The 12,872-nt window shown below is 62.4% G+C and carries 10 protein-coding genes and 1 tRNA gene; 4 read left to right on the forward strand and 7 right to left on the reverse strand.

Annotation, left to right across the window (positions count from 1 at the left end):
- Positions 1–4: 4 nt before the first annotated feature.
- From mreC to LCQ44_RS09110, 7 genes are all read right to left on the reverse strand, one after another.
- Positions 5–946: a rod shape-determining protein MreC gene (gene mreC / locus LCQ44_RS09080; protein ID WP_138374991.1), complete on the reverse strand. Its 942-nt coding sequence runs from the start codon at positions 944–946 to the stop codon at positions 5–7.
- A gap of 78 nt (positions 947–1,024) precedes the next feature.
- A complete protein-coding gene (gene mreB, locus LCQ44_RS09085) occupies positions 1,025–2,056 on the reverse strand; it encodes a rod shape-determining protein (protein WP_006236061.1) in 1,032 nt (343 codons plus the stop codon).
- 127 nt (positions 2,057–2,183) lie between these two features.
- Entirely contained in the window at positions 2,184–3,488 is a 1,305-nt protein-coding gene (locus tag LCQ44_RS09090; RefSeq protein WP_055309859.1) for a tetratricopeptide repeat protein, read from the reverse strand.
- Between the two features lie 11 nt (positions 3,489–3,499).
- On the reverse strand, positions 3,500–4,042 hold the full coding sequence (locus LCQ44_RS09095) for a peptidylprolyl isomerase (protein ID WP_006236059.1): 543 nt from the start codon (positions 4,040–4,042) through the stop codon (positions 3,500–3,502).
- Between the two features lie 101 nt (positions 4,043–4,143).
- Positions 4,144–5,292 (reverse strand): zinc ribbon domain-containing protein, encoded by a 1,149-nt coding sequence (locus tag LCQ44_RS09100; RefSeq protein ID WP_225093653.1) that lies wholly within the window; start codon positions 5,290–5,292, stop codon positions 4,144–4,146.
- A 103-nt stretch (positions 5,293–5,395) separates the two neighbouring features.
- Positions 5,396–8,119: an HAD-IC family P-type ATPase gene (locus LCQ44_RS09105; protein ID WP_225093654.1), complete on the reverse strand. Its 2,724-nt coding sequence runs from the start codon at positions 8,117–8,119 to the stop codon at positions 5,396–5,398.
- A 76-nt stretch (positions 8,120–8,195) separates the two neighbouring features.
- Positions 8,196–8,272 (reverse strand) — tRNA-Arg (locus tag LCQ44_RS09110).
- A 202-nt stretch (positions 8,273–8,474) separates the two neighbouring features.
- On the opposite strand from LCQ44_RS09110, the gene aroF reads away from it, so the two are divergent.
- The 4 genes from aroF to aroA are packed head-to-tail and all read left to right on the forward strand — an operon-like array spanning position 8,475 to position 12,871.
- On the forward strand, positions 8,475–9,497 hold the full coding sequence (gene aroF, locus LCQ44_RS09115; protein WP_225093655.1) for a 3-deoxy-7-phosphoheptulonate synthase: 1,023 nt from the start codon (positions 8,475–8,477) through the stop codon (positions 9,495–9,497).
- A gap of 3 nt (positions 9,498–9,500) precedes the next feature.
- Complete coding sequence (locus LCQ44_RS09120) at positions 9,501–10,415, forward strand: prephenate dehydrogenase (RefSeq protein ID WP_225093656.1); 915 nt, start codon at positions 9,501–9,503, stop codon at positions 10,413–10,415.
- A 36-nt stretch (positions 10,416–10,451) separates the two neighbouring features.
- A complete protein-coding gene (gene aroB / locus LCQ44_RS09125; protein ID WP_225093657.1) occupies positions 10,452–11,558 on the forward strand; it encodes a 3-dehydroquinate synthase in 1,107 nt (368 codons plus the stop codon).
- Positions 11,552–12,871: a 3-phosphoshikimate 1-carboxyvinyltransferase gene (aroA, locus tag LCQ44_RS09130; protein WP_225093658.1), complete on the forward strand. Its 1,320-nt coding sequence runs from the start codon at positions 11,552–11,554 to the stop codon at positions 12,869–12,871. The genes aroB and aroA overlap by 7 nt, the downstream gene beginning before the upstream one ends.
- Position 12,872: the final 1 nt, after the last annotated feature.

The raw sequence follows: 12,872 nt of genomic DNA on the forward strand, positions 1-12,872 counted from the left end.
CCCCCTATTCGCTCGAGCCAGAATCGGTCGTCTCGGACGTGTCGGAACTGTCATCCGAGCTCTCGTCCTTCGTCTTGGTCACAGCATCGCGCGACGTTCCCTGCGGCGTGCTGTTGGCCGTGCTCACGTCCTCATCCGAGGCCGACTGTTCGTCGGTCAGCGAGGTGATGACCAGCACTTCCTCGTTGTTCTCGGCCGTGGTCTGAGCGCGCACCACAATGGTGTAGTACACGTCGTTTGCCGATTTCTCAACCGACGAGACGGTGCCAAGCGGAAGGCCCTTGGGGAACACGCCACCGATGCCAGAGGTCACGATGATATCGCCAACCTTAACATCGGAGTCGACGCTCACGTACTCAAGACGCAGCGTGCCGTCAGCCTGACCCTGCAGCATACCCTGGGCGCGCGTGTCCTGCACCATGGCGGACACGCCCGAGTTCTCGTCGCCAATCAGGCGCACGGTAGAGGTCTTGGCCGATACCTCGATAATCTGGCCGATAACACCGGCAGAACTCGTCACGGGCATGTTGATGGTAAGGCCGTCGGCAGAGCCCTTGTCGATGGTAACGGTCGAGGTCCAGGCATCGCCGGAGGCACCAACGATACGAGCTGCGGTCGATTTGAGATTGTAGGTCGATTGCAGCCCGACCAGGCCCTCCAGGCGCTCGGCAGTCTTTTGAGCCTCAGAAAGCTCGGCGACCTTAGAGGTCAGCTCCTCATTTTGCTTCTTGAGCTCGTCGAGCGTGTCCTGCGACGCCGTTAGGTTAGAGAACACGTTGCCAATCGCATTGAAGGGAGCCGCCACAGCCGAGCCCACAAAGCGCACCGGAGAGGTAATCGTCGTTACGCCCGAACGCACGGCATGAATCGGCCCTGCCTCGCCCTCGCGGATGTAAAACGTGAGCAGCAACACCGAAATCAGGCTGAAAACAATCAACGGGCGCATACCCGTTGATTGTCGCTTGGTATTCAGATTTGTGGAGAAACCCGAAGATCGTGCCAAATGGAATCCACCTTTTGGAAATTAAGCATTGGTCTGGACGAAGCCGCCATCAAACGCATTGGCCTCGAGCACGCGGGCACAGCCGTTAACGACGTTATCGAGCGCCGTGGGGCTGACGTTGACCGAAACACCGGTCTCATCGCGCAGGCGCACGTCGAGACCGCGCAGCAGCGCGCCGCCACCAGTCAGCAAAATGCCGTAGTACATAAGGTCCGAGGCAAGATCGGGCGGCGTGGCATCGAGGGCGTCCTTGACGGCCTTGGCCATCTCGTCGAGCGGCTTGTTGAGCGCGCGACGAATCTCCTCGCTCTCGATGCGCACGGTCTTGGGCAGACCGGTGATCACGTCGCGGCCGTTGACCTCGACGTCGAGCTCGTCCTTGAGCGGCACGGCGGAACCGACCTTGATCTTGATGTCCTCTGCCGTACGCTCGCCGATGGCAAGGTTGTAGGCATCGCGAACGTGCGTGAGGATGGCCTGATCGAACTCGTCGCCGGCAATACGGATGGACTGCGAGACGACGATGCCGCCCATAGCGATAACGGCAACCTCGGTGGTACCGCCACCGATGTCGATGACCATGGAGCCGGTGGGTTCCTCGACGGGCAGGTCGGCGCCGATAGCGGCGGCCATAGGCTCTTCGATCAGATAGGCCTGGCGAGCGCCGGCTTGGATCGTAGCCTCAAAGACGGCACGCTTCTCGACAGACGTGACACCGGAGGGAACGCAGACGACAACGCGCGGACGCGGGGTCCACGGATAGCGCTTCTCAGACGCCTTGTCGATAAAGTAGCGGAGCATGGCCTCGGTAACATCGAAGTCGGCGATGACGCCGTCCTTCAGGGGACGAACGGCCACGATGTTGCCGGGCGTACGGCCGAGCATGCGCTTTGCCTCGATACCGACCGCGAGGATGCGCTCGTCGTTCTTGTCGATGGCGACAACAGAGGGCTCGCGAATGACGATGCCCTTGCCACGCACGGAGACAAGCGTATTTGCGGTGCCGAGGTCGATGGCAAGATCGCCCGCATAGCTACCGAAGAACATATCCATCAAAGAAAACAACGCAACTCCTGATGTGTTGGATGATTGCTGGAAAACTACTAGCTCATCATACTAGCGCAAGCCCGGCACCTCACTTGCGGTGAAGCGCCGGGCAAAGCTAAATCCCATAAGGTCACTACTGGTTGTCAGCAGCCGAGAAATCCATATCGAGCGAGGAAACGGCCCAGCCGATATGGTTGTCGGAGCGCACGAATTTGACGGTGTACTCCTGCTCGCCGCCCTTGGACAGCGAAGCCTTAACCTTGGCGGTCGTCTCGGTCATGGACTGATCCATACCCTCGACGGACACGGTGGCACCCTGCGGAATCGAGGAGATGATCATCGACTTGGCGTCCTCGGACAGGCTCGAGGCCAGGCAAGACTCGGCCTTTGCGGTGTCACCGTCGCCGGCAGCCTGGAACAGATCGGTAACGACAGACTCCTGAGACGGGAAGCCAAAGCCGCGCGTGTAGGCAAAGCCCAGACCGCCCGCGGCGATCAAAATGAGCAGAAGCAGCACGATGAAGACTTTGAGGCCCGTGTGGCGATGGCGACGACGGACCTTGGCCTGCTTACGATCCTGACGGTCCTGCTGGACCATCTCGGACTCGGACAGCGTAAAGAAGCCGGTGTCCGAGGGATCGGGCATAAACTGGCCGGTCGCGCCCGTAGGATCGAGCGGATCAACGGCAGGAGCGTCCATCGCGGGCGCCGGAGCCGTGGCCATAGCCGTCTGGGCAGACAGCGCGGCAAGCGAATCGTGCACGCGGGCAAGCTCATCGGCCTGCTCGGAGGTGAGCTGGTAGATGCCATCGGCAGTAGCGGCGTTAAAGGCGTCGAGTGCGTCGGAGGGGCGGCCGGCGGCAGAAAGCGCCTGACCCATGCCGGCGTTGAGCGCACGCGTGTCGTCGCGGGGACCGGCAAAGTCGATAGCCGTGCGGTAGGTCTCCACGGCATCCGCCGGACGGCCAAGCTTAATGAAGCAACGACCGAGCTCGCCGAGTGCGGCGGCAGGAGCCGGATTGGCGCCGTCGATGGCGGCCTGACGAAAGGCAGTACCCGCGTTGGCATAGTCGCCCGACTGGAACAGCGCATTGCCCAGGCCCAGATAGGCCTTGAACGGCGTGGCATAGGAAGCATCCTGCGTAGCAGCAGAGAACGCCTGGGCGGCCGTCGTGTAGTCGCCCACGGCGGCGAGTGCCTTGCCGCGGTTGGTGAGCAGCGCGCCGCGCTTGCCGTAGGTGCCGTCATTGAGGGCAGCGGCGTAGGCCTCGGCGGCCTCGGCATACATGCCCAGGTGCATCAAGGCGTTACCACGAAGGTGATCGGCCTCGCCCATAATCTCATCGGGAGTTTTTGCCGCCCCAAGCATCTGGGCTGCAGCGGAAAAATCACCCGCGCGGTAAGCGGCGCGGCCCTGTTGGATCAGCTGGCTATTCAAGGAAGTCCCCTTTACTCGTGAACGATCTCGACATGGACGATCTCGTCGCCGGCACGCAGCTGTGAAATCACATCGAGACCCTCGACCGTGGTACCAAAGACGGTGTAACCGGAATCGAGGTTATGCTGGGCACCCAGGCAGAAGTAGAACTGCGAACCCGCGGAATCGGGGTCCATGGAGCGCGCCATGGCAAGGGCACCATCGACATGGCTGTTGCGCGGATTGGTGGCAAACTCGCCCTTGATGCAGTAGCCGGGACCACCGGTACCGGGCATGCCGTCAGGGCCCTCAAGACCGGCAGCGACGTCGGCGCCGGACATATCGCGGGTATTGGGGTCGCCGCCCTGAATGACAAAGCCGGGCACATAGCGATGGAACTTAAGGCCATCATAGAAACCCATCGTGGAAAGCTCGCAGAAGTTCGCGACATGAATGGGAGCGCCCTCACCGTCAAACTTGACCTTGATGGTACCCTTCGACGTCTCGATAACGGCGCACTCGTCGCCGGCAAGCTGATACTCGGGCGTGTAGAGCTCTTTCTTAAAACCAAACATGTGGTTCCTTCCTCGTGCGTTTAAAGCATATTTGTACGAATTGTAGCAATAAGCATGCGCTTACATCAATTGCGCACGTAGGTTATGCCGACTATGGCGAACTAATTATAGGAACGCTGCTGCGGCTTCCAGGAGCCCACATTGGCGTCGTACTGGTTCAGCGCGCTGTTGCCGCCCTGCGCGATGGGCGCCAGGATCTCGCTTTGGTGGGAACTCATCGACTCACCATCAGGAATGGCCAGCGAGATATCCCAGCTCTGGCAGATCACGTCGACACGTTCGTACATCCACTCGGCAAGCTGCTTTAAGTGGGCGATGTCGTCCGCATAGACCGTATCGTCCTGATACTTAAGGTTGTTGAGCTCATCTTGCGTCTTTTTGATCTGGTCGCGCAGGGCGTAGGCACTCTGCGACAGCTCCTGACGGGTGGACAGCGGCGTTCGGAGATAACCGTTGTTAAAGGAATCGATGACCTCGCCAATCTGGTCCTCGTCACCGTAGGACACGATGGTCTGATACAGACCGTCGAGCCTGGTATAGAGTTGATCATCGGTCAGCACGGTTTCTTCCTGGACCACCTCGGCAGAATCGTCTTGCTTGGTATCGTCCTCAGTCGCCTCGCCCTTTTGGCGCGTGGGGAAGGTCGTCTGCGCAGCCTGACCAAACTGGTCGTAGAAGGCAGGCATGACACCCATGGGATCGGCCGTCACGAACCAATAGGCACCGCCGCAAACGACGGCAAGGACCGCGATGACGATGAGCGGCTTGGGGATATGACGCTTGTGCTTGTGATAGGCGTCCTCGTCGGGATGCACCTTGCGCTTGGGTTTTTGAGCATCGTCATGCAGGGAAACGGGCGTGGGAATATCGACCTTGGGGATACCGAAATCCTTATCGAAGGCCGGCAGCACGCAGGTCTCGTTGGGGTCGGCGGCATCCGAAAGCACCGCAGCGGCAGAGGCCGGCGCATGAGGCACCTCGGTATCGATCTGCTCTTGCGTTAGGCGCGGAAAGCCCGCCGTGCGGCCCGCTGCCAGGTCGGATGCGGCCGCGTCCTCGGAGAGGATACCCGGAGCAGGGCGTCCGCATTTGGGGCACGTGCGATCATGCGGAGAAAGACGGGCACCGCAGCCCTCACAGAACACGAACTCGGTGTGTTCGGGACCATCGCCCGGACCCACATAGGCGTTGCAGTAGGGGCAGAACGAGGCGCCGTCCTCGATAGTCTTAAGGCAATGCGGGCAGATCACGGCATCCTCTTTTCGAAGCAATTCAAACAATCGAGGTTAGAGCATAACATCGCCACGGCCCCACAGGAACAAGGCACCAATTCAACATCGCCAGGGCGCGTAGCTACTTCTTCTTTTTGCTTGGCATCGAGACTTTGATGCCTTGGGCGGACTTGGTCACACGAGAGCGCTTAGCTCCGGTACTCTTCTTTTTCTTGGGCTGGGCCTGGGCCACGCCCTCGAGTGCGCGGACCTCGGCCTCGCGAGCGGTGCGATCTTCGCGGCGCTGCGCCATGTCGGCGGCGACGCGCTTGGCAAAACGTTCGGCCGTCGAGCCCGTCGAGCTCACCTTGCCGCCACCGCGACCCAGGCGGACGCGCACACCGCGGCCAAAACCAGTTGCGGCATGACGACGACGCGGCTTGAGCGAATCCATCATCGTGGCGAGCTTAAAGAACACCGAGCAGATAAAGACCACGATGACAGCCAAGATAACCATCTGGCCCATCGACAGGTTAGCAATAGACAGCAGCTCCGGGAATCCGATAACGCCCACCAGGATGCCGGCGACTACAAACACAAAGAGCACCACACGTAAGGGCGTGAGAGGCTGTGAGATGCGCCAGATCAGGCTGACGCTCGCCGCGCACGACGTAAGCAGGCACATCGTAGACAGTGTGAGCTGGCTAAAGCCAAACACGCGCGCCACAAAGATATCGAGTGCCGCAGCCAAAATGACCGCAATCGACGCCGGCAGTGCACGCTTGAGTACGTTGCTCAAAAACGCACCCTTCACGCGAGCATTGTTGGGCTCCAGGCCCAACACAAAGCCCGGCGCGCCGATGCAAAAGAAGTTGATGAGCGTCATCTGGATGGGCTCGAAGGGGTACGGCGGCAGCGCGATGCACAGCGCCGCCAGGCCCATCGAGAACAGCGTCTTGGTCAGGAACAGCGACGCCGAACGCTGCAGGTTGTTGATGGAGCGACGGCCCTCGGCCACCACGGCGGGCATCGAGGCAAAGTCGTTGTCAACGAGTACGATCTCGGCCACGTTGCGCGCGGCATCGGAGCCGGCCGCCATGGCGACGGAGCAGTCGGCCTCCTTGAGCGCCAGCACGTCGTTGACGCCGTCGCCCGTCATGGCCACGGTGTGCTCGCGGCGCTTGAGCGCCTGCACGAGCTCGCGCTTCTGCTGCGGGGTCACACGACCAAAGACATGGTAGCGGTCCACTGCGGCATCGAGCTTGGCCGGCGTATCGAGCGTCGTGGCGTCCACATAAGCGTCCGCCCCCGGCACGCCCACCACGCACGCGATCGACGACACCGTACGCGGGTCGTCACCACTGATCACGTTGAGGGTCACGCCCTGCTCGTTAAAGTAGCCGATGGTCTCGGCCGCCGAGGTACGAATCTCATCGCGGATGGTCACAAAGCCCACGGGCTCGGCCTCGCCCACCATATCGCCATCGGGCGTAAAGCCGTCCACGCGCGCCACCACGAGCACGCGGCAGGTATCGGCAAGCTCGGCGACACGGTTCTCGACCTGCGAAAACACACGATCAGAGAGCACAAACTGCGCCGCACCCATCACATAGGAGCCCTGCGCAAACGACGCGCCGCTCCACTTTTTGGAGGACGAGAACGGAATGACCGACAGCGGCTCAGACACCTCGACCGGGCGGTCGGCGTAATAGTTGAGCAGCGCCTGGCAGGTCTCGTTGGCATCGGCCGAAGTCGCACGCGCGACGTTAGCCAGTGCAAAATCGAGCACCGTGGTATCGACGGGAACGGCCGCCTCGTCCGAGCCGGCGCCTAGACTCACGCCCTCAACCGGCAGCGGATACGTGCCCTCGACCTCCATGCGGCCCGACGTGATGGTGCCCGTCTTATCCAGGCACAGCACGTCGACGCGAGCGAGTGTCTCGATGCAGTAGAGCTGCTGTGCCAGCACCTTGCGGCGGGCCAGGCGCACCGTGGCGATGGCGAGCACCGACGAAGTCAGCAGCACCAGGCCTTGCGGGATCATACCCAGCAGGGCGCCCACCGTGGACAGCAGCGCCGACGAAGGCACATAACCGGCCAACAGCTCGGAGAAGCACCACGAAAGCGCGCTATCGCCCGGGGTTCCCGCGGCATCCCACAGCTCGCTCACACTCGAGGCAAACAACGCCAAACCGAGCGGGATCATGATGATGCTCGCAAAGCGCACGATGGCGTTCAGCGCGTTCATGATCTCGGAATTAACCTTTTTGACGTACTTGGCCTCGTTATTAATTTTGGCCACGTAGTTGTCGGCGCCGACATGGATCACGCGGGCGCGCAGCAGGCCCGAGTCGATAAAGCTGCCGCTCATGAGCTCAGAGCCTGGCTGTTTCTTAATAAGGTCGCTCTCGCCCGTCAGCAGGCTCTCGTTCACGAGCGCCTCGCCCGACACCACCACGGCGTCGGCGGGAATCTGGTCGCCGCGCCCCAAGCGGATGATGTCGTCGAGCACGATCTGGTCCAGGCCGAGCTCCACCTCGGCGCCGTCGCGCACCGCGATGGCCTTCTTGGAGGTCAGCAGCGTGAGCTTATCGACCATCTTCTTGGAACGCATGGACTGAATGACGCCAATAGCGGTGTTCAAGAACACCACGAACAGGAACGTCAGATTCTTAAACGAACCGGTCAAAATGACCAGGAAAGCCAAGATCACGTTGATCAAATTGAACAGCGTGCAGAGGTTCTCGATGATGAGCTCTTTGACCGACTTGGTCTTGAGTTCCATGTTGCGGTTTATTTTACCGGCGGCGATACGCTCCTCGACCTCGGCGGTTGAGAGTCCGCGCTCGATATCCGTTGCTGCCATACCACGTCCCATCACGTCGCGTCGGTATAAGAAAAACCGCCCGGATCATGCGAGGTTCGGACGGTCTTACGTTCGATGGTGCCCCATGTTGGATTCGAACCAACGGCCTTCTGCTCCGGAGGCAGACGCTCTAATCCCCTGAGCTAATAGGGCCAACGTTTGGCATTATACCCAAGTGCGCCACGGGCTATCAAAATAAAAGAAAAAGCTTTGCAATTCCGTGGGAGACGAGGCGCAACGGCCCACTTTAGAAGGCAAAAGCGAGTCAGATAGTATAAACTCACATGCACCATATACACGGCTCGCGATGCGGGCCGTTTTTGCAAAAGTTATCCATCGAGGTGAGAGGCACACCATGATTGCAATTTTAAAGCAGAGCGCCAGCGACGAGGCCGTCGGCCATATCGTCAGCTGGATTGAGAAAAAGGGCCTGAAGACCGATGTCTCGCGCGGCGAGAATGAGACCATCATCGGCCTGGTGGGCGACACGACCAAGATCGACCCGTTCCTGCTCGAGTCCATGGACGTCGTCGAGCGCGTGCAGCGCGTCTCCGAGCCGTTCAAGCGTGCCAACCGCAAGTTCCACCCCGAGGACTCCGTCATCGACTGCGGCCACGGCGTCAAAATCGGCGGTGACCAGTTCCAGGTCATCGCCGGCCCCTGCTCCGTCGAGGGCGAGAACCTCATCCGCATCGCCCGCCGCGTGAAGACCGCCGGCGCCACGATGCTGCGCGGCGGTGCCTACAAGCCCCGCACCTCCCCGTACGCCTACCAGGGCATGGGTCCCGCCGGCCTGGACCTGCTGTGCGAGGCATCCGCCGAGCTCGACATGCCGATCGTCACCGAGATCATGGACCCACGCGACGTGCAGGTCTTCCTTGACAAGAAGATTGACGTCATGCAAATCGGCGCCCGCAACGCCCAGAACTTCCCCCTGCTCAAGGAGGTCGGCAAGACCCAGACCCCGATTCTGCTCAAGCGCGGCATGTCCGGCACGATCGACGAGCTGCTCATGGCCGCCGAGTACATCATGAGCGAGGGCAACGACAACGTTATCCTGTGCGAGCGCGGCATCCGCACCTTCGAGACCCGCACCCGCAACACCTTCGACCTCAACGCCGTGCCGGTGCTGCACCACCTGTCGCACCTGCCCGTCGTCGCCGACCCCAGCCACGCCACCGGCTACACCCGCTACGTTGAGCCCATGGCGCTCGCCGCGACCGTCTGCGGCGCCAACGGCCTGGAGATCGAGGTCCACGACGAGCCCAGCCGCGCATGGTCCGACGGCGCTCAGGCCCTCACCCCCGACCAGTTCGACGACGCCATGCGCCGCATTCGCGCCATCCGCGAGGTCGTCTGCCAAGAGACCATGGAGTAGCCCATGGGTACGGTGAGAAACGCGCGCGTTAACCAGGGCGGTCCCAAATGCGCGGGCATCGTGGGCCTGGGCCTCATCGGCGGCAGCTTTGCCCGCGGCTATGCGCAGACGGGCGTCCGCGTGCTGGCCTGGGACCCCGATGATGATGTCATGACGGCCGCCAGCATGGGCACTGTCGCCGGAGAGCTCAACGACGAGACACTCGGCGAATGCGACATCATCGTCCTTGCCTGCTACCCCGAGGCCTGCATCGAGTGGCTCGAGGCGCATGCCCGGGCACTCGCCGACGCCACCGACACCGAGGCCATCATGGGCCCCGTGGTGATCGACACGGTGGGCGTCAAGGGCATCGTGTGCGAGCGCGCCTTTGAGCTTGCCCGCGAGCACGGCTTTTACTTTGTGGGCGCGCACCCCATGGCGGGCACCCAGTTCTCGGGCTACGCTAACTCTCGTGCCGACCTGTTCCAGGGCGCCCCGCTGGTGCTCGTACCGCCCGCGGTAGACGATGCGCTCAAGCTGGAGCTTTTGGGCCAGGTGCGCGAGATGGTGCGCCCCTTGGGCTTTGGCAAGTTCAGCGTGACCAGCGCCGCCGAGCACGACCGCGTCATCGCGTTTACGAGCCAGCTTGCGCACGTGGTATCCAACGCCTACGTCAAAAGCCCCACCGCCCAGGTCCACCACGGCTTTTCGGCCGGTAGCTACCGCGATCTCACCCGCGTGGCGCACCTCAACCCGCAAATGTGGTCCGAGCTCATGATCGACGACGCCGACGCGCTCGCCTACGAGATCGACCATCTGATCGAATCGCTCGGCGCCTACAGCCGTGCGCTCAAGGACCGCGACCAGCGCTATCTGGAGAATCTCCTTGCCGAGGGCGACCGCATTAAGCGCGCGCTCGACGACGAGACCTCCCACTAGACCACCTATCACGCCAGGTCGAAAGGACCGAAGCTTATGGCGATTACCATCGATATCGACACTGCACGCCCCTACCAGGTGCATGTTGGCACGTTTTTGCTGGAGCAGGCGGGACCACTCGTGCGCGCCACTGCCGGCGGTACCAAGGCCGTCATCGTGACGGACACCAACGTGGGCCCGCTCTACCAGATGCCCGTTAAGCAGAGCCTGGAGGCGTCAGGCTACGAGGTGAGCATCTGCACCTTCGAGGCCGGAGAGGCCCATAAGCGCGCCGAAACCTATGTTGCCATTATGGAGTTTGTGGCAGAGCACGAGCTTTCGCGCTCCGACGTGATCGTGGCACTCGGTGGCGGCGTCGTGGGCGACGTGGCGGGCTTTGTGGCCGCCACCTACATGCGCGGCTGCAAGTTTGTGCAGATCCCGACGAGCCTGCTCGCCATGGTGGATTCGTCGGTGGGTGGCAAGACCGCCATCGACCTGGCTGCAGGCAAGAACTTGGCCGGCGCCTTTTGGCAGCCGAGCGTGGTTATCGCCGACGTGGGGTGCCTGGCCACCCTCACGCCCGAGCAGTTCGCCGACGGCTGCGGCGAGGTCGTCAAGCACGCCGTGATCGCCGACCCGGAGCTTTTCGCCGAGCTGGAGAAGACCCCACTCACGCTGGAGCTGCTCAACCGCGATGTGGCGCGCGTAGCGCTCATCATCGCCCGCAATATCGACATCAAGCGCGCCGTGGTCGTTGCCGACGAGCGCGAGATCAACCAGCGCAAGCTCCTCAACTTTGGACACAGCGCCGGACACGCCGTCGAGGCCTGCGAGCACTTTGAGCTCGGACACGGCAACTGCGTGTCGATCGGCATGGGCATCATCACGCGCGCCGCGGCTCTGCACGGCATTTGCGATGCTGCACTGCCCGGTCGTATCGAGGAGCTCTGCGCCCGCCATGGCCTCAAGACCCGCTGCGACCTAGATGCCGATGCCGTTTTTGCCGAGGCGCTCCACGACAAGAAGCGCGCGGGCGACACCATCGACCTGGTGATTCCGCACGGCATCGGCCGCTGCAGCATCGACCGCACGCCGCTTTCCACTTTCCACGAACTCATTGCCGAGGGCCTCGGCCAGAAGGGAGACGCATTCGCATGCTAGCCCGCATCACCCCGTCCCCGCTTAAGGGCACCGTTCCCGCCATCGCGTCCAAGTCGATGGCGCATCGCCTCATCATCTGCGCCGCGCTTGCCAACGGCGAGACGCACGTTACCTGCAACACCACCTGCGCCGACATCGAGGCTACGGTGCGTTGCCTTACGGCACTGGGCGCTCGCATCGAGACCGTCGAGGATGGCTTCCAGGTCCATCCCACTATGAAGAGTGTTGAGTTTGGCCTGCTCAAGGCCCTTGCCGGCGGCACGCTCGACTGCGGCGAAAGCGGCTCCACGCTCCGCTTTATGTTGCCCGTCGCCTGCGCGCTGGGTGCGGATGCCACCTTCGTGGGCCAGGGCCGCCTTGGCGCCCGCCCGCTGTCCCCGCTCTCGGACGAGATTATCGCCGCCGGCTGCGACCTACAGGGTCTGGGCGGTTTTCCGCTCAAGACAAGCGGACGCATGCGCCCGGGCACCTTTGTGCTGCCGGGCAACGTAAGCTCGCAGTATATCTCCGGCCTGCTGCTGGCAGCCCCGTTGCTCGCCCAGCCCTCCTGTGTGCAGGTGACTGGCCTCATTGAGAGCCGCCCCTACATCAACCTAACGATCCAGGCCATGAAGGCCTTTGGCGTTGAGGTCAACGTCGAGCGCATTCCGGCCAAGGACGGCCAGCCCGAGGTCACGAACTTCCGCGTGAGCAGCGGCTCGTACCGCACGCCCGGCAGCGTGGCCGTCGAGGGCGACTGGTCCAACGCTGCCTTTTGGCTGTGTGCCGGCGCTATCGGCACCGACCCCATCACCGTCGAGGGCGTGTCCCTGAGCTCCGCACAGGGCGACCGCAACGTGCTTGCCGCGCTTTCGCGCTTTGGCGCCCGCATCGTGCGCTCCACCAACGCCGCCACCGTGCAGTCCGACAAGCTCGCCGGCTTTGAGATGAGCGCCCACGACATTCCCGACCTGGTGCCCGTTATCTCGGCCGTGGCCTCGCTGGCACAGGGCCGCACCTTTATCCGCGATTGCGCCCGCCTGCGTATCAAGGAATCCGACCGCCTGGCCACCACCACCCGCGAGCTCACCGCGCTGGGCGCGCAGGTGCGTATTGCCGGCGACGACCTCATCATCAAGGGCGTCGATGCCTTTACCGGCGGCGAGGTCGATTCGCACAACGACCACCGCATCGCCATGATGGCCGCCATCGCCGCGAGCCGTGCCACCGGCGAGGTCGTGATCCACGGCGCCGAGGCCGTCAACAAGTCCTATCCCGATTTTTTCGACCACTACCGCCTGCTGGGCGGCAAGGTCACACTCGAGGAGGAATAGC

The organism is Collinsella aerofaciens, from assembly GCF_020181355.1.
Classification (GTDB): Bacteria; Actinomycetota; Coriobacteriia; order Coriobacteriales; family Coriobacteriaceae; genus Collinsella.

Coding starts and splice junctions, on each gene's coding strand:
- LCQ44_RS09120 (WP_225093656.1), top strand. CDS start 9,501: ATGGGTACGGTGAGAAACGCGCGCGTTAACCAGGGCGGTCCCAAATGC.
- LCQ44_RS09105 (WP_225093654.1), bottom strand. CDS start 8,119: ATGGCAGCAACGGATATCGAGCGCGGACTCTCAACCGCCGAGGTCGAG.
- aroA (WP_225093658.1), top strand. CDS start 11,552: ATGCTAGCCCGCATCACCCCGTCCCCGCTTAAGGGCACCGTTCCCGCC.
- LCQ44_RS09095 (WP_006236059.1), bottom strand. CDS start 4,042: ATGTTTGGTTTTAAGAAAGAGCTCTACACGCCCGAGTATCAGCTTGCC.
- mreB (WP_006236061.1), bottom strand. CDS start 2,056: ATGGATATGTTCTTCGGTAGCTATGCGGGCGATCTTGCCATCGACCTC.
- aroF (WP_225093655.1), top strand. CDS start 8,475: ATGATTGCAATTTTAAAGCAGAGCGCCAGCGACGAGGCCGTCGGCCAT.
- aroB (WP_225093657.1), top strand. CDS start 10,452: ATGGCGATTACCATCGATATCGACACTGCACGCCCCTACCAGGTGCAT.
- mreC (WP_138374991.1), bottom strand. CDS start 946: ATGCGCCCGTTGATTGTTTTCAGCCTGATTTCGGTGTTGCTGCTCACG.